This is a genomic window from Caldisphaera sp., from assembly GCF_023256325.1.
In the GTDB taxonomy this organism is placed as follows: domain Archaea; phylum Thermoproteota; class Thermoprotei_A; order Sulfolobales; family Acidilobaceae; genus Caldisphaera.
The window spans coordinates 90,163-107,121 of sequence record NZ_JAGDXI010000049.1; the positions used below are offsets into that span (position 1 = coordinate 90,163).

The 16,959-nt window shown below is 30.2% G+C and carries 18 protein-coding genes; 7 read left to right on the forward strand and 11 right to left on the reverse strand.

The window, feature by feature from the left end:
- The first annotated feature begins 3 nt into the window (after window positions 1–3).
- Window positions 4–702 (forward strand): DUF72 domain-containing protein, encoded by a 699-nt coding sequence (locus Q0C16_RS07795; protein WP_292321056.1) that lies wholly within the window; start codon window positions 4–6, stop codon window positions 700–702.
- On the opposite strand, the gene Q0C16_RS07800 is transcribed toward Q0C16_RS07795, so the two are convergent.
- The 8 genes from Q0C16_RS07800 to yciH all read right to left on the reverse strand — a co-directional run bounded on the left by Q0C16_RS07800 (window position 699) and on the right by yciH (window position 7,424).
- Window positions 699–1,661: an asparagine synthase C-terminal domain-containing protein gene (locus tag Q0C16_RS07800; protein ID WP_292321057.1), complete on the reverse strand. Its 963-nt coding sequence runs from the start codon at window positions 1,659–1,661 to the stop codon at window positions 699–701. The genes Q0C16_RS07795 and Q0C16_RS07800 overlap by 4 nt on opposite strands.
- Before the next feature lie 57 nt (window positions 1,662–1,718).
- Window positions 1,719–2,663, reverse strand: a complete 945-nt coding sequence (locus tag Q0C16_RS07805) for a cobalamin biosynthesis protein (protein ID WP_292321059.1) — start codon at window positions 2,661–2,663, stop codon at window positions 1,719–1,721.
- Window positions 2,663–3,397, reverse strand: a complete 735-nt coding sequence (locus Q0C16_RS07810; RefSeq protein WP_292321061.1) for an adenosylcobinamide-GDP ribazoletransferase — start codon at window positions 3,395–3,397, stop codon at window positions 2,663–2,665. Before Q0C16_RS07810 ends, Q0C16_RS07805 begins: the two co-directional genes overlap by 1 nt.
- Window positions 3,378–4,424: an aminotransferase class I/II-fold pyridoxal phosphate-dependent enzyme gene (locus Q0C16_RS07815; protein WP_292321063.1), complete on the reverse strand. Its 1,047-nt coding sequence runs from the start codon at window positions 4,422–4,424 to the stop codon at window positions 3,378–3,380. Before Q0C16_RS07815 ends, Q0C16_RS07810 begins: the two co-directional genes overlap by 20 nt.
- Window positions 4,417–4,953 (reverse strand): NTP transferase domain-containing protein, encoded by a 537-nt coding sequence (locus Q0C16_RS07820; RefSeq protein ID WP_292321065.1) that lies wholly within the window; start codon window positions 4,951–4,953, stop codon window positions 4,417–4,419. The genes Q0C16_RS07815 and Q0C16_RS07820 overlap by 8 nt, the downstream gene beginning before the upstream one ends.
- Window positions 4,954–6,027 (reverse strand): adenosylcobinamide amidohydrolase, encoded by a 1,074-nt coding sequence (locus tag Q0C16_RS07825; protein ID WP_292321067.1) that lies wholly within the window; start codon window positions 6,025–6,027, stop codon window positions 4,954–4,956.
- On the reverse strand, window positions 6,008–7,033 hold the full coding sequence (gene cobT, locus Q0C16_RS07830; protein WP_292321070.1) for a nicotinate mononucleotide-dependent phosphoribosyltransferase CobT: 1,026 nt from the start codon (window positions 7,031–7,033) through the stop codon (window positions 6,008–6,010). The genes Q0C16_RS07825 and cobT overlap by 20 nt, the downstream gene beginning before the upstream one ends.
- 85 nt (window positions 7,034–7,118) lie before the next feature.
- Complete coding sequence (yciH, locus tag Q0C16_RS07835; RefSeq protein ID WP_367117939.1) at window positions 7,119–7,424, reverse strand: stress response translation initiation inhibitor YciH; 306 nt, start codon at window positions 7,422–7,424, stop codon at window positions 7,119–7,121.
- A 94-nt stretch (window positions 7,425–7,518) separates the two neighbouring features.
- On the opposite strand from yciH, the gene Q0C16_RS07840 reads away from it, so the two are divergent.
- Window positions 7,519–7,767, forward strand: a complete 249-nt coding sequence (locus Q0C16_RS07840) for a zinc finger domain-containing protein (RefSeq protein WP_292321074.1) — start codon at window positions 7,519–7,521, stop codon at window positions 7,765–7,767.
- Here the strand turns inward: Q0C16_RS07840 and speB are convergent, their stop codons facing one another.
- Window positions 7,768–8,685 (reverse strand): agmatinase, encoded by a 918-nt coding sequence (gene speB / locus Q0C16_RS07845; protein WP_292321076.1) that lies wholly within the window; start codon window positions 8,683–8,685, stop codon window positions 7,768–7,770. It abuts the gene before it with no gap.
- A gap of 78 nt (window positions 8,686–8,763) precedes the next feature.
- On the opposite strand from speB, the gene glyS reads away from it, so the two are divergent.
- From glyS to Q0C16_RS07870, 5 genes are all read left to right on the forward strand, one after another.
- The gene (gene glyS / locus Q0C16_RS07850) at window positions 8,764–10,518 is read left to right on the forward strand and encodes a glycine--tRNA ligase (RefSeq protein ID WP_292321077.1); all 1,755 of its coding nucleotides are present in this window, start codon (window positions 8,764–8,766) and stop codon (window positions 10,516–10,518) included.
- 6 nt (window positions 10,519–10,524) lie between these two features.
- Window positions 10,525–10,908, forward strand: coding sequence for a hypothetical protein (locus Q0C16_RS07855; protein ID WP_292321078.1), 384 nt, complete (start codon window positions 10,525–10,527; stop codon window positions 10,906–10,908).
- An 11-nt stretch (window positions 10,909–10,919) separates the two neighbouring features.
- Window positions 10,920–11,369 (forward strand): hypothetical protein, encoded by a 450-nt coding sequence (locus Q0C16_RS07860; RefSeq protein WP_292321079.1) that lies wholly within the window; start codon window positions 10,920–10,922, stop codon window positions 11,367–11,369.
- Between the two features lie 350 nt (window positions 11,370–11,719).
- Entirely contained in the window at window positions 11,720–11,935 is a 216-nt protein-coding gene (locus tag Q0C16_RS07865; protein ID WP_292321081.1) for a DUF3311 domain-containing protein, read from the forward strand.
- A gap of 6 nt (window positions 11,936–11,941) precedes the next feature.
- On the forward strand, window positions 11,942–13,432 hold the full coding sequence (locus Q0C16_RS07870) for a sodium:solute symporter (protein WP_292321083.1): 1,491 nt from the start codon (window positions 11,942–11,944) through the stop codon (window positions 13,430–13,432).
- Between the two features lie 67 nt (window positions 13,433–13,499).
- On the opposite strand, the gene Q0C16_RS07875 is transcribed toward Q0C16_RS07870, so the two are convergent.
- Entirely contained in the window at window positions 13,500–14,003 is a 504-nt protein-coding gene (locus Q0C16_RS07875) for a hypothetical protein (protein WP_292321084.1), read from the reverse strand.
- Window positions 14,004–14,116: 113 nt separating this feature from the next.
- The gene (locus tag Q0C16_RS07880) at window positions 14,117–16,930 is read right to left on the reverse strand and encodes a DNA-directed DNA polymerase I (protein WP_292321086.1); all 2,814 of its coding nucleotides are present in this window, start codon (window positions 16,928–16,930) and stop codon (window positions 14,117–14,119) included.
- Window positions 16,931–16,959 lie beyond the last annotated feature (29 nt).

Below are 16,959 nucleotides of genomic sequence, written 5' to 3' on the forward strand. Positions count from 1 at the left end.
AAATTGAAAATATATGTTGGGACATCTGGCTGGATGTATCCTTGGAACAAAGGTAGATCTTTAGATTGGTATATAAAGGAATCAGGTTTAAATACTGTTGAGCTAAATTCATCGTTTTATAGATTTCCGTATAAGAATCAAATAAAATCATGGGTAGAGAAAGGCTCTGTAATAAAGTGGTCAATAAAGGTTCATAAATCAATATCTCATACTCATAGATTAAACAGAGATGCCTGGGAAGTATTTAAGAAGTTTTTAGATACTTTTAAATCCATGGATAATATTGTATCTTTTTATTTAATACAATTGCCGCCATCTTTTATAAAAAATGATGAAAATATAGAAAGATTATCATCATTTATTAAAGAAGGGGGTTTAGGAAAAAGAATTGCAATAGAGTTTAGGCATGAATCATGGTTTAATGAAGATACTATAGATATCTTAAAAAGGCTTGATGCAACTTTTGTAAGCATTAGTTCCCCTATAATTGAATATTATTCCATGAGTAATGGTATAATATATTTAAGAATGCACGGAAAAACTAGGTGGTATTATTATGAATATAAAGAGGACGAGCTGAGAATGGTTGCGAACAAAATTATTGAATTGAATCCTAAAGAAGCTTATGTTTATTTTAATAACGATGAATGGATGCTTAGTAACGGACTTTATTTGTTAAACCTTCTTAATAAAATATCTTAGAAATCTCTATATACGGAAACACTATCATTGATATAAGCCCCACAGAATTTACAAAAATTTCTTTTGAGTTCATGGCCGCATATAGGGCAACTATTGTATTTTGATTTGTTTTCAAGCTCGTTATTAAATAAATTCATTTCCAAACCTTTTTTAAATAGGTATAGATGAGATAATGAAGGGAAATTAATTTTATATTTTTTCTTATATTCTTGTATTTCATCAATTTTAACTTTTTCTTTCCAATGATTTAATAAAATTTCAGAGCCAGTGCCTGAAGTTATCGGGGTCTTTTCTCTTAGAGCTATATATTCTAATCCTTTTTTATAGAGCCATAGCCTCATAAAATATTTGCCAAAAATTTTGCCATTTATTTCATTAATTTTACATCTTGTAGGGATACTAAAAGAGAGTTCTTTAGATTCATCGCTAAACAGAGGCAATATAGTTTTTATGCTTAGATATTGGGAAATTGGTATTGAATTGAAAAAAGCATTTTTAGCAACGTTTTTTAACCAGCTACTTAAATAACTTTCTGATTTATTTAGTAAAAAATCATATCCAAAATATAACTCGTCTCCTCCATCTCCAGTTAAAACACAGTTACATCCTAATTTCTTTGCTTCTTTAAGTCCCATGCAAACTGAAATACCTGAAATAATTTCAATAGGATCTATTGTTCTTAATACATTTAATGCTATCTTCAAGCAATCATCGACTTCTTCTTCACTATTTATAGTTATTTTATGATTTTCAATGTTAAGTTTTTTAGCTGCATAGCTAATATATTCTTCATCTTTTGAATTCCTAAATAAAACCGAAACGGTTTTAGGTTTTTCGTTTAATGACATAAGAATAAACGATGTATCAATCCCTCCACTAAATAATAAACAGTCACAATTATTTTTCTCTGAATCCTTATAAACTATTCTTGATAACTTTTCAGCATAATCAATACACATTACTAACTCACAGCATTTTACATTTTAGAGAATCTTTATATAATTTTATTATTGTTTTTATATTATATAAATTATTATCATTGATGTTAATATTGATATAACATAAGATAGCAAAGTTAATTTCATAGCATCATTTACTTTATTGTGATCAGGTAAATCAAAGTCACATAACTTATAACTGTTAATTTTTTCAAGGCTTGTTTTTATGGCTCCAGCTAAAGATGACATAGGATTACCTGCATTTAAGCTCTCTGTCTTTTTTCTATATTTTTTCCAACATGAAAATAATGATTTAATATCTTTACCCATTATAATAGATGATATAGCAAATACTATTACTGATATTCTTGCTGGCACATAATTTATTATTGTGTCAGCCTTAGCGCTAACATAGCCTACATCTTTATACATGGGATCTTTAAATCCAAGAGATCCATCTAAAGTATTGATTATTCTTTGTGTTAATGATCCAATTGGTCCAAATAATATTAACCAGAATAAAGGTGATAACACGCTATCTACAAAGCTTTCTGAAAGGGATTCTATGGCTGCAGAAGCTATATGGCTATCGTCTAAATTATTTGTATGCCTTCTAACTATATTGCTTACAAATTCTCTCGCTTTATTAATGTCTTTTTCTTCTAAAGATTTTCTAACATTATTTACTATTTCATACAAAAGTGTAAATGAAATAGAGGTTTTCAATATATACGAAGAAACTATAATCCAAATAATAATGCTTAATTTATATGAGATATATAAAATATACAAATAGATAAATAAATGAAACAACAATACAAATATCCAGACAAAAAATCCATACATTTTTGATGAATACGGTTTAAACAATTTTTGAGATAATATAAATGAGGTATGAACTGGATGTATTTTATATAAAAAACCTTTATGATACGGATAAATAAAATCCATTATTGTGGCTATAGTTAATGATAAAATCAAATAAATAGGGCTTGGATACAAAAATTTTGGTAAAAAAATCATTATATAATCACCGAAATTAGCAATGAGATAACTTCTACTAATTCTATTGTAAAGCCTATTACATCTCCATTAACAAAGCCTATTCTTTTTTTAGCATCATTAATTATAATTGGTATTAATAATAGAGATAATTGAGATAACAAAATAAATTTTATTTTTGTAAATAAGAGTAAAGCTATTAATATTAAAAAATATATTACTAAGTTAATAGTAATCTTCCTAATGTTTTTTGAATTTTTTATAAATAAACTTCCTAATCCTTGATAATTAGGAATAGGAGATAGATATGAAATTATATAGGCAGATTCTAATCCTGATAGATATGAAAAAAGAATTGGAAATATATTATGTATAGAGGAAAATAATGAAAATCTAATTATAATTAATGTTGCTGTAAATGCTATTGCGAAGCTACCCTTTCTAGGATCCTTTAGTATTTTGATGGCATCATCTCCCTTTTTTCTAGATCCTATAACATCAGAATAATCAGCAAATCCATCTAAATTTAACCCTCCGGTTATTATTATGTGAATAGCAATAAGTATAGAACCGTTTACTAATGGGTTAAATTTTAATAACAAAGCTATTAAACCAATTATAGAACCCTCTATGATTCCTAAAATTGGAGAAAGGTATAGAGCATTAGATGCACCTTCTATATTATAGTATCCTGTAGGTATTATAGTTAGGAAAGAAATTAAACTAAGGAAATCTTCAACTATTTTCTTGCTCATTTAAAACACCATTTATCGCATTTATTAGTATTAGATTTTCTTCATGATTCTTTATAGATATCCTGGAAAATGAATTATCTAATCCGTAAAAGGAAGAAGCATCTCTAATAAACAAACCTTTTTTTATTAGTTCTTTTTTAAAATGTGGATTTGGTATGTTTTCATGTTTAATTAATATAAATGATGTTCTGCTCTTATATTTAATTATTTTTTTAAGCTCTCTCATTATAAATTCCTTTTCCTTAGCAATTAAGTTGTTTGCATTATTTAAATAATTTTTTATAAATTCCTTTTCGTAAAATAGATTTGAATAGAAACAATTGGTAATAGAATCAATAGGCCACGCTTGTAAAGAAGATTCTAAAACAGTTAAGAGTTTCCTGTTTAGGGTTATTATTTCTCCAAGTCTTAATCCAGGAGTTGAAAACGTTTTTGTCTGGCTTCTTATTATCACATAATTTTCTGATGGTCTAATTCTTTCGCAATCGGAAAGCTCAACAAAGGCCTCATCTATTATAATCATATTATTAATCCTAGATGACAAATATTCTAATTCATTTTTCTCAATACAAAATCCTGTTGGGTTATTTGGTCTTGAAATTAATAGTGGGAAATCTTTATTCCTATTTAATATGTTGATTAGTTTATCTATATCAACAGCTGGATCTTCTTTCCTCAAATCTATAGTTGGTCTAATGAGCTTTATTTTTAAATTATTCGACATTAGATCATAATCGCCAAAATTAGGTTCTAATATTATAAGTTTCTTTAATTTTAACGCCAATGGAGTTATAGTTAATGCTTCATCGCTTCCATTTACAGGTATTATATAATCTTCATCTATATTCCAATATTCAGATAGCATTGCAATTAATTTCTTATATGATGGGTAGTATCTATAATGTTTTTGATTAATACATTTTTTTAATAGTTTTTCAGTAAAAATTGGTGGCCCGAGAGGATTTGTTGGAGAACTAAAATCAATAAGTCTTTTATTTTTAATCCCTCCATGTTTTCTTTTAATCATTGCACATCATCTTGGCTTTTTCAAAATCCTCTACAGTATTTATATTAAGAATGTTTTTATTATCTAAGGCAAAATTTGTCCACTTATTTAAATTATAGCCTTTTATAATAGAAATACCAATAGGGTTTCCATGCATGTCTGTTATGGTTATTATATCTTCCTTAATATCTTCAGTAGATTTTATTACATATTTTATTGTTTCTTCGGTAATATTTGGCATATCAGAAGGAAAAATCATTATAGGCCTTTCCTTTATAATATTTAATATAATTCCTATATCTATAGAATAGTCTATGCCTGTTGTATAAATAAGCATCACATCTTTATATTTATTTTTTAGAACGTGCAAAAAGCTTTCTACATTGGCGGAAACGGCTATTATTGTAAATTTAAAAATTTTTCTTGTTTTATTTATTATGTTAAATATCATAGGCTTTCCACAAATTTCTACAAAAGGTTTCATGCTCGATCCAAATCTTTTTCCCTTACCACCAGCCATAATTAATGCAATTTCTATATCATAATCCATTTATTTTCCCCTTAAAAGATGGTCATAAATTCTTGACAGGGTTGATCCTATTAATGCAGAAACTATATCATCTTCAAACATTGGCAATTTAGAAAATTTTAGATTTTCTTTGTCCTTAATTGTGTCAACCCAATACGTAGATGTTAAACCTTTGAAGCCTGATAAATAAATACTTAAAGAAGACGCTAATGCCTCATCACTTATAATCATTTTAGAATCTCTTTCATACTCCTCTTTGGATAAAAAAGGAAATGTATTGCTTTCTCCTCTTAGATCTAGTTCTCTTGCTGCAATGATATAAGACCAAACATTTGGATCTTTTAATTCATTTTCAAGCTCTTTATAGATCATATTATAGACTTGTTTTCCATCAATGTTCGGAACAGGAGCTTTATTATATATAAACATTGCTTCATCAACTATTTCGCTTAATGATAAACCCAATGACCTCTTGAGCATAGTATTTGTATCTTTATCAAAAGAAATTAAAAGTTCATGTATTATTCTTGCTATAGAATTTCCATGTTTTGTTGCCATCCCACTATACATAATTCCATTATTAGAAATTTTTGCTGCTACTCCTATTGCATCACTAGACGTACCAGAAGACCTTGATTTACACCTTAACAATAAATCGCTTGATGAAATACATTTTGCTTCTGTCACAGTTCTGAAAAAATCAAGTAGTCCACTTAGAGTTAATTTTATATTAAGCCATGATATAATATTGATTGTTCCAATGCAATCTACATCAAAAGTTTCCTCTTGATAAATGCAATTAGGTACCTCAAATCCAGCTGTTATTAACGCGCCTCCATATTCATTTTCTTTAGTTTTATATTTTGTTATATCGGCTGCTGTTAAAAAAACTGGTACATTACTATCTTGATTTAGTTTGATTAGAATATCATTTTTATATTTCTCAACATTTCTTACTTTAAAATTCTTTTCAACTTGATTTATTACTATTGTTTTACTTTTTATTATAGCATTTTTATGAGCTGTAGTCATTATATCCATCGATTCATCAAATTCTAAAATTAGATTATTGTTTTCAATGGTTACTTTTACCAATAGATATCAGCCTCTCATATTCGTTATATATTTCTTTTTTAATTTCTTCTACGCTTAGTCCAAAATATCTAGATAATACCATAACTCCTCCTGCTCCGACACCTTCTTTAACAAATCCTTTCTCATAAAATTTGAGTCCGTCATATTTTGCATCAGAAAAGTCTACATCTGAAACAATTATTTCAATTCTTTTATCAATTTGTTCTATTAGCTTAAAAATATTTGATTCTTTATCATTTGCAATCCATTTTGTTGTTGCTATTTTTATTCTTTCATCTAATATATTCAATTTATATAATATTGATAAAACTGCTCCCATTTGCGTGCCTCCTGCAAGCAAAACTGTTGATTTATTCTTTAAAGCACCTGCTGCGAATCCAGCAAGTGATATATGAACAGGATCCCCAATCTTATCTATTATAGTGAAAACATCATCGTTTTTGCTAATTCTTTTCAAAGCATTTTCTATTATTTTTTTCTTTAATTCTCTTGGATTATTAGGTGATGCACTACTAATAAAATCTACAGCTTTAAATCCTAACCCTTCTATTATAGATGCAGCTGTTGTCGTGCCTCCTGGTATGCTTTCTCCCAGCAAAAAGATTTCTTGTTTATTCGATATTATTTCTCCCATGATTTTTGATTCTTCAAATATAGATTTTGCTGTTCCTTTTTGCATAGCATCGTAAAGTTCTATATTATTGCCTGGAATAGCGCTTGGTATTTTTATATGAGGTACCTTAAGTTTAATGTACAGACCAGAATCTACAGCAAAATATGGTATTTTGATTCTTCTTAATAAAGCTCTAGTTATAACTGCGGGTGTGGGCAAACCATTTGGCGTAACTGGTATTTCATTCTTTGTTAATGGCATACCATTAATAATGTATTCTAAATCAAGTGTAGGCGTATAGAGAGTTTCTTCACTACTGGATCCAGCTATGCTAACTCCATTGATTGTAGAAGTTTTTGTAGATCCTCCAACAAATATCGCTACCGCGTTCATTTTTATCTCGAATTGGATAGGGTAGCCAGAAATATTTATGCTTAGATAAAATAAAAATTAAATTAGAAATTAAACTTGAAAATATTTATTCTATAATCATTATGTTATCTGCCGGAAAACCTAATTTTACTAGAATATCCTTAACTTTTTTCCTATGATCTCCTTGTAACTCTATTCTCCCTTCCTTATAGGTTCCACCAGCAGCTAACTCACTCTTTAGTTTTGATGCTAGGTCCTTAAAATTAACTTGTTTTTCATCTATTCCTTCAATAACGGTTACCTGTTTGCCAAACCTTCTTGTTTCCAGCCTTATCTTTATTATTTGTTCCTCAGTTGCTAGTTGTTCACATATTTCCGGCGGAAGACCTCCACAATCAACGGCTTTTGACATGGGCTTGTTTAGCCACCTCACAACTTCTGAATATTTTTATGGTTGATCTAGGAATATAAACCTTATCCTACAGCTAAAAGATAGGTGCATTAGTGTGTCTGAAGAAGAAAACATGGGTGAGCCAATAAGTGAAGAAGTTCAACAAGAAGAATACTCAGGCCCACTTTATGGGATTAAAGAAAGGGAAGTTTACTATATGTGTTTAAATTGCGGATATAAAATTAGCAAAACAGAGCTGGATCAATACCATAGCATGATATGCCCTAAATGTGGTTATAGGGTTTTCATTAAACTGAGGGCTCCTCCAACGCTTGTAAAACCAAGAAAAGTTGATGCTATTTAATTAAACGTTTTTCTTATTTAATGAAATATAATTCTTCATTATTATTTCATTTATTAATTTAGCAGCAAGAGAAGACGTTATACCACTATTATCATAGGGAGGGGAAACTTCTACTACGTCGGCACCTACTAACCTTTCATCAACTAGCTGATTTATTAAAGTAAGGCCTTCTAAATTTGTTATCCCACCAGGTTCTGGGTTTCCTACGCCAGGGGCATATGAAGGATCAAAGCCATCCATGTCTATGGATAAGTATATATATTTACAATCAGACATAAATCTCTTTACAGTATTTATTACGTTTACTAAGCCCATTTTATAAATATCCCCAGTCTTTACAGTATTTATGTTGTTTTTTGATAATACATAATTTCTTTCCTCTTTAGAATAAGCTCTAACGCCTATATAATTTATTTTAGGCCCACCTAATAATTCTAATGATCTTCTCATTACTGAGGCATGGCCATTTTTTAAACCAAGATATTCGTCTCTTAAATCATAATGGGCATCAATAACAATTAAGCATGGAGTTATATTGACCTTTTTAAATGCCCTTAATGCTCCGTAAGTTATGGTGTGTTCTCCACCGATCATTATAGGAATTTTATTAAGATCTAGAACATCTGATATAACTCCTGTTATTCTGTTTAATGTCTCATTTATATCCCCTATTACTACAGAAATATCGCCTTCATCTGTTAAACCTATGTCTTCTAAATAAATATCAGAAAAGTAACTGTTAGATTCTAATCCGGTAGCTGCCTGTCTTATAGAATCAGGACCAAAGCGCGTGCCTGGCTTATATGAAGTTGAAGAATCGAATGGTACACCTATAATTTCATATTTTGAATTTTTGTTATTTTCCAAGCCAGCATAGTTCTTTGATGATTTTGTTAAGTAGATATCCTTCAAGCTCAATCTCCTCACCAGAAAAGCTGTAAATCTATTTAAATAAAAGTTTTGACCTATATAAATAAGAAAAGAAGGGTTGAGAATTTGCCAGAAGAAAACATTTACGATAAAATAATAGATCTAGCGAAAAGGAGAGGTTTCTTTTGGCCTTCATATGAAATATATGGGGGTCAGGCTGGATTTTATGATATAGGCCCATATGGAATTGTATTGAAAAGGAAATTAATTGATATGTGGAGAGAACTATTTGTTAAAAACAACCAAGACTCAGTTGTAGAAGTTGAAACACCAATCATAGGGCCTTCAATTGTATATCAAGCCAGCGGTCATATAGATAACTTTACAGACCCTATTGTAAAGTGCAACAGTTGTGGAAGGATTTTCAGGGCTGATCATTTGGTTGAAGAAAGGCTTAATATAAATGCAGAAGGATTAAGTGCGTCTGAGTTAAGCTCTATAATAAAAGAAAAGGGATTAAGATGCCCAGTATGTAATGGAGAGCTTGGGGAAGTCAAAGTATTTAATTTATTGTTTAAAACTCAAATAGGACCATATGAAGGGAACGTTGGTTATGTAAGACCAGAGTTGGCTCAAGGTATATTCGTTGCATTTAAAAGAATCCATGAATCCTTGAGAAATAAATTGCCTTTGGGAATAGCCCAAGTGGGAAAGGTAGGAAGAAATGAAATAAGCCCAAGACAGGGAATGATTAGGCTAAGAGATTTTACAATTATGGAAATGGAATACTTCTTTAATCCTGACAAGAAAGACTGCCCAGGTATTGAAAAATATTATAATGAAACGTTAAACATACTACCGTATGAATATAAGAAAGAGAACAGAAGTTTTGTTACAGTAACAGTAAAAGAAGCTATAGAAAGGAATTTTGTTATTAATCCATGTATGGCTTATTGGATGGTAACAGGAAAATTATTGTTATTAAAAATAGGTGTACCAGAAAACAATATGTACTTTGAAGAAAAAGGGCCTAAGGAGAGGGCACATTATTCTAGCCAAACATTCGATCATATGGTTAAGACCTCAAGATGGGGCTGGATAGAAGTTGCAGGCTATGCTTATAGAGGTAATTATGATTTATCTAGGCACAAAGAATTTAGCAATGCAGATTTAGAAGTATTTGAACCATATAAAGAACCAATAACGATGAAGGTAAAGAAAGTATTATTAGATAAGGCATATGCCGGTAAAACTTTTAAATCAAAAGCGTATGAGTTTATGAAAAAAGTAGAGGAATCAGATGTAAATTATGTTTTAAAAGAAATTGAAGAAAAAGGCAAGCTAACAATTGATAATATAGATATACCAAAGGAAGCGTTAATAATAGTTGAGAAAGAAGAAAAAGTAGCTGGTAGAAAGTTTATTCCGCACGTTATTGAGCCATCATTTGGTACAGATAGACTTCTTTATGTTTTATTAGAGTATGCTTATAGAGAAGTTGATGGGAGGGTAGTTTTATCATTCCCAAGATATTTATCACCTGCTGATGCAGCCGTATTACCATTAATAGAAGGAGATGAAAAATTAATTAATAAATCAAGGGAATTTTACTCATATCTAATTTCTGAAGGGTTTAATGTCTTATACGACGATAATGGCAGTATTGGAAAAAGATATGCAAGAGCAGACGAAATAGGTGTTCCAGCAGTTTTCACTATAGATTATGAAACATTAGAAGATGATACTATAACAATGAGAGATAGAGATACATGGAAACAGGTTAGGATAAATATTAAGGATGCAGCAAATTCTTTGAGGAAATTCATTTATAATTCTGCAGAACTAAGAGAACTAGGGAAAGAAGTAGAGATAAAGGGTTGATGAGATGTGAGTGAAGAAGTTGATAGCTCAAAGAGGACTAGTAAAGAAATTAAGCCTGAGAAAGCAGACTTGTCTAAGGCTTTATCTATTATCCCTCCCGCATCTTCACTTAAAGAAAAAGGTAAGAAAGTAATAGAAAAAAGGCTAAGGATTTCTTACGATGATTCTGTTGAAAAGGGTACGGCTAAACTATCAAAAAAGTTAGCTACCCAGCTAGGCATACAGAAAAGATTGGAAATGGTTATCGCGAGTAAGAAAAAATTGATGTTCGATGCTCAAATTGACGATTCGATACAAGAAGAATCGAAGGTATTTGTTAATCCAGAGCAAATGAAAGACGAGGGAGTAGCCGATAATAGCATTGTTACTATTAGATCTGCCCAAGAATAACGGTGAAATTTTTGAGTAGTAAATGCAAAAAAGACTGTTATACTTATTCTACAATTTTTGAGCAAGAATCTGATAGAATTGCACAACTAATGCAAGAGCAAGTTTCTCTAATTAAAAATGGTAATATAGCTTATAATTCTTATTTATCAGATAATAGGGATGAAACTCTTAATGAATTAAAAGAGATAATTTTAAGGCTTAGAGAAATTAGAAACATTATATTGAATAAGATCGATGATTATGAAGATTTTATTAGTTGCTGTAAAGGAAAAAAGAATAAAGATATGGATCTTTTGGTAGCCTATTATTTAGAGGCAGGCTCTAAAAAAGAGGAAGAATTCTTGAAGGAAATTTCTAATGCGATAAATACAAAAGATGATCTTTTCAATTTAAGATTTCTTGTAATTAAAATAAAATCAAATAAAGACTTAGCTTATGAGGATGATAATAAGCGGGTCTAATGCGAACTATCCTGTCCTAAGGATTAAAGCTTCCTGGTTCATAGCTTTACTATGCCAATAATGAAATGGATAGAAGGTGGTGCTTTACGCTCCCTTAAAACTTAATATATAAAAATTTTGATAAATAACTTTTTAAAGTTTATAAATTTTATTAAAATAATCTAATTTCTTTTTATTTTAGAAAGGTAGAGTCTTATAGAAAGGTCAGAAATTAGCTAAATAAAAATTTGTATCATGGGTTTCAATTAATTTTTAATATCATATTATTTTTGTGATTTATAAATATTTAATTAATAGAAAAATTTTTATACTAGTCTGTATATAATTTTTACCAAGTAATGGTGAGTTTTATGGAAGAAGCGAATAAGAAGTTAAGTTCTGGAAGAATTATTGCTATAGCTATATTAATTCTTATACCATTTTTTGTTTACTTCCTATATCCAACTTATAACAAAGTAAACCCAACGATTGATGGTCTAACTTTCTTTTATTGGTATCAAACGCTATGGCTGGGTATTTCTGGAATAATGTATGCAATAGCAGCTTATCTATGGGATAAAAGGTGAGAAATAATGGTATTTGGACTTGAAGGTTGGATAGTGTTTTGGGTACTGTTTGTGGTATTTGTCTTTTTGGGGTTTTATGGGTCCAGGTGGAGAAAAGGAGACTTAAGTCAACTTCACGAGTGGGCTTTAGCTGGTAGAAAGCTTGGAGTTTTCTTAGTTTGGTTTTTAGTAGGGGCCGATTTATATACGGCATATACATTTGTAGCAATACCTTCATTAGAGTACGCATCTGGTAGCCTTGCTTTCTTTGCAGTTCCATACGTTTCTATTACGTTTGCTGTAGCAATGCTTTTTATGCCAATTTTGTGGGAAAAATCGAGACAAAAAGGCTATATAACAGCTGCCGATTTCGTTCAAGATGTTTTCAATAGTAAAATCTTGGCAGTACTTATTGCATTAACAGGAATAATAGCAGAATTACCTTATATAGCTTTACAAATAGACGGTATGAGAGCTGTTCTCAGTGTTATGTTATTTGGTTATTCGGGAGTAAAAGCTGTATCTGAATGGGCACTAATAATTTCATTCATTATATTAGCAGCATTTGTTTATACTAGCGGTTTAAGAGGTGCAACTCTTGGGGCAGTTTTTAAGGATGTTTTAATATGGATTTCAGTTATAGCTTTAATTGTTGTAGTTCCATTAAAATATGGAGGTTTTACTACAGCTTTTGCTGATGCAGCAAAAGCACATAGTTTTGTATCAGGCTTGGAAGCTCTTAAGCCGACATTCGCTTCAGCATACGTTAGTTTGTTCATAGGAAGCGCGCTTGCCCTATATTTATATCCGCATGCTGTAAACGGATCTCTAAGCGCTGAATCTAAATCAAAATTAAGAATGAGTACAGCCTTATTACCTATATATGGAATTGGTTTAGCAATACTTGCAATAATGGGAATCTTAGTTTATTCAGATCCTGCTGCTTTAAATATAACAAAGGTATTATCAGGTTTAGCCTCGATACCGGCTATTGCTGTAACAGCCTTTCCTCAATGGTTTGCTGCGATAATTTTATTGGGTATATTCGTTGGAGGTCTTGTTCCAGCTGCTATAATGGCCATAGCCCAGGCAAATCTATTAACTAGAAATATAATTAAACCTTTAAAGAGGGATCTTTCTCCCAAAGCGGAAACCGAAATATCAAAATGGGCTTCTGTCGCTTTCAAGTTTATAGCGTTAGCTTTTGTGTTTTTAACTCCACTGACTTACGCCGTTCAGCTTCAACTCCTAGGTGGTATTATAATATTAACAACATTGCCTGCAGTTTTTATAGGCCTGCTTACAAATAAATTAGAAAAATATTCATTAATTGTTGGATGGTTTGTTTCACTAGTTGCATCTATATATTTAGTTCTTCTAGCAAATCACTTTAAGACTTTAAGCACTTCATCTTATGTACTGTTTGGCCATCCAATATTTATAGGAATAATAGGATTAGGAATAAATCTTGCAATAGTTGCTATAGGGACAATAATTAAATTTGCCATAAAGAAATAAAATGTGTCAGCCCTCACACGGCTCTTCATTAAATCAGGCCGAAATCGGTCATCATCCACTTTTTTAATTATTTCATTATCTTCCAGAGTTTTTTAGCTATAATTTTTGTTCCAGCGCTTATACTATCTAAAACTTTTGGATTTAGTTCATATTTCATGTTTAGCTTTTTGTTTACATCTTGACTTAAATCTAATCCTAAAAACCATAAATGGTAAAGGACTGTCTTCGAACCCATGTATTTTTCACCTTGTATTAGGTCTCCAAAGTATGGTATCCATTCCAAAGGTTCTCTACTCCTTCTAATTAATATTAGAAAACCTCCAACTATTGGACCGATATCTTGATTTAACTTATAAGTTATGTAATTGTTTGACACGTTTTCATCTTCAATTAAATTCCTTTCTTTTAAAACCTTAGCAATTTGATTAAAAATCTGGTCTATATTCCTTCCTCCTATTTTTATAAGTATTTTTTCCCTTTTTTGTTGTAAATTACTTTTAAATAAGATAAACTCTCCTTTATTCGATTTCCTATATATAATCTTATAATTGCTACCCCTTTCAAAGCTCATACTTCTCACCTTCTTCATAAGATCTATAAAAGGTATTTAAATAAAGATATTCCGTTCTTTTTTATGATTACTTCCCAAACCCTGAAGAGTGAAGATTGCTTTTTGCTGTTTATTTAAAATAATTTTTTAATTCCTATTAGTTCATCCCATTGGACACCAAAAGCTAACAAGAACTGCTCTAATGCAGATCTTATATATTCAACATATTTTGATGTATCAACTTCAGATAGCTTTGCTAATCTAACCGGTTTTACCCCAAGCTTGTCTTTTGTTTTTATAAAGGAAATTACATCACCTTTAGACACGTTAAATCCTTCCTTTTTTAATAATAGTGCAGCCTTTACATGCTGTGGTGTGTTTCTTTCATAGTCACTTAGATCTTTGCTTAACATAACAGTAATTGCTAGCTGGTCTAAGGTATATTCCTTTTTCTTTAATTTCTGATATATTTGTTGTATTAAATCTTTTAGTTCATTAAGGGTTTTTTCAACTTCTTCTGGTTTGTTCAGCTTTTGTAAAATAGATAAAGCATTTTGGAATTCTAATTTAATAAACTCCGGTGTATTGCTTTTCTTAGCAATAAGTCCCTTTATTGTGACTTTATTAGAATCATCTATCCCGATATAGTTTTTCTTTAGCCCACTAAAAAGAACTATTTTGAATTGTTTATCGATTTCTAAATCGAGATCATATTTATCTTTTACATATTTTATTATTTCTTCTAGCTTTTCCTTAGGAGGATCCCATAAGAAAAGGCTATCCGTATCTCCATATAATATATGAAGGTTAAGTTCTTTTGATTTATTAAGAGTGTCTTTTAAAATATTTCTTCCTATAGCTGTAACGCTTTCTGCAACTGGAAGACTATATAAACTAAACGTATCCGTTCCAAAAACTCCATAGCTTGCATTTATATATACTTTCATAGCAGCCTGTACAGTATCGTACCAAATTCTCTCCTGATCTGATATGTTTTTATCTTTACTCTTCTTTTTATATATCTTTACTCTAAAGTCTCTTAATAATCCTACCAATTCACTAGAAATACCTCTTCTGCTCATGCATATTACATGGCCAACCTCAGGTACTTGCACTTGGTTGCCGTTGCAATTGTTTATATTTACTGTTTCATAACTTAAATTCCAATTCTTAATTATACTAGGATATAGGCTAGCAAAGTCTAAAACTAAAACTCTAAAATAAGCGCCTTGAGGAGGTGATAAAACTATAGCACCTCTATATTTTTTGTCTTTTATTATTGCAGTGCTTCTTGTTTTATCATGGCCTTTTGATATATCTTCTTTATTTGGTATAAGCAAGTTTCTTCTTCTATGTTCCCAATACAATGTACTTTTTATCCATGCAGAAACCTGAGTTCTTGATACTTCTTCTAATCCCATTTTACTAATTCTCATTAATAGCATAAGCAAATTCCAAACTAAACTGTTTGAAAAAGTTGTTAATGAAATTGTTAATATTGCATCTTGCAGGTTATAGCTAGCTAGTTCGTCTATACTTATATCATTTATATTGTTGCTTAATTTAAGCTTAGAAGATCCTAAGAGAGACTCGGCAACAGCATCAAGACTTTTTTCTCTATATTTGTTATTAAATGCATAAGTTTGCAAAGCTTTTATATCAAAAAGCTTATGTAGATCTAAATGCAAAGAATTTTGAAAAGTTATGTAGTCTTGGTGAAAAATTATAGGTATTTCATTAGGATTAACTCCTAATTCTATAAGTCTATTATAAATATATGGTATATCAAAATTATCTCCATTAAATGTTATAATAATTGGATACTTGCTAATTCTTCTCATAGCTTCCAAAATCAAAGCTTTTTCACTGTCGAAGAACTCTATTTCTGCATTAGGCAAACTTCCTTTAATTTTTGATCCTTCTCTATTTAATATTAATAATTGTTTGTTGTTTTTGTTATCGACTAATGATATAGAAATTATTGGATAAAAAGATTCATCGGCGTTCGGAAACTTACCTTCTGGGGTGTAAACTTCTATATCTATTGCTACTCTTTCTATATCTGGTGCTTTTTCTTCCAAAACAGGTAACCATAAATAGGCTAGTTCTTTTATGTTATCTGGAAAGCTCTTATCTATTAAATCAGACATACTTTTATCTATTTTTGAGGCTTTTTTAACCCATTTATCATTAACGTCATAAGGCATTCCTGGAATTAACTGGTTATCATAAATGTAATTTAGGAAATATTTTATATCAGCTTCCCAGACATTAAAACCTTTATCTTTCAATGCATTCCTTATGTTTTTAACTGATAGTGGGTCTTCCATTATTATTTTTGTTAATTTTATATCAGTATTTGTTAATGGATTTCTCTTTGTTACATATGCGTAGTTACTAAATGATTTATACTTGCTTAGGTCTATAAATGATTTACTTCCCTCATCAGGTCTCATATCTGTTAATAAATAGGGCTTATGACCAGTTTTGTCGACCCACTTTTTAATTTTCCCTTCATTTATATCATAAATTAATGCAACAGCTTTACCTATATCACCCTCGTATCTTACTTCTAATAGATATCCTGAGGCATTGCTATAGTATTTGTTTTCTTGATATAGCCACCAATTAGATATTTCTTTATTTTCATTAATAATACTAAAGTTTTCTTGGTAATTTTTTATCTCTTCTTTTTTTATCTCTTCTTGCTTTATTATGTTCTCTTCTTTTTGTATGGCATCGTTTGTTGATTTTAATTTGGTGTTTTCAGAGTTATCGTTGCCATACATATAATCAGTTAAATCTTTAAACTTAGCTCGTTTCTTATTTTTGTCAGCATTGTTTATGTTCTCTTCTTTTTTGTTATCTTGATATGAGCCCATCTTTTTCTTTAGATCTTCCATAAAGTCGTCAATATTTGTTTTCTTTTTTGATACCAGGGCCTGCACCCATAATATAATAGCAGATTAGAATTAAA

Bases quoted from the DNA above. Each gene is read 5' to 3' on its own strand.
- Q0C16_RS07800 (WP_292321057.1), bottom strand. From the start codon at position 1,661: ATGTGTATTGATTATGCTGAAAAGTTATCAAGAATAGTTTATAAGGAT.
- Q0C16_RS07805 (WP_292321059.1), bottom strand. From the start codon at position 2,663: ATGATTTTTTTACCAAAATTTTTGTATCCAAGCCCTATTTATTTGATT.
- Q0C16_RS07810 (WP_292321061.1), bottom strand. From the start codon at position 3,397: ATGAGCAAGAAAATAGTTGAAGATTTCCTTAGTTTAATTTCTTTCCTA.
- Q0C16_RS07815 (WP_292321063.1), bottom strand. From the start codon at position 4,424: ATGATTAAAAGAAAACATGGAGGGATTAAAAATAAAAGACTTATTGAT.
- Q0C16_RS07820 (WP_292321065.1), bottom strand. From the start codon at position 4,953: ATGGATTATGATATAGAAATTGCATTAATTATGGCTGGTGGTAAGGGA.
- cobT (WP_292321070.1), bottom strand. From the start codon at position 7,033: ATGAACGCGGTAGCGATATTTGTTGGAGGATCTACAAAAACTTCTACA.
- yciH (WP_367117939.1), bottom strand. From the start codon at position 7,424: ATGTCAAAAGCCGTTGATTGTGGAGGTCTTCCGCCGGAAATATGTGAA.
- Q0C16_RS07865 (WP_292321081.1), top strand. From the start codon at position 11,720: ATGGAAGAAGCGAATAAGAAGTTAAGTTCTGGAAGAATTATTGCTATA.
- Q0C16_RS07870 (WP_292321083.1), top strand. From the start codon at position 11,942: ATGGTATTTGGACTTGAAGGTTGGATAGTGTTTTGGGTACTGTTTGTG.
- Q0C16_RS07875 (WP_292321084.1), bottom strand. From the start codon at position 14,003: ATGAGCTTTGAAAGGGGTAGCAATTATAAGATTATATATAGGAAATCG.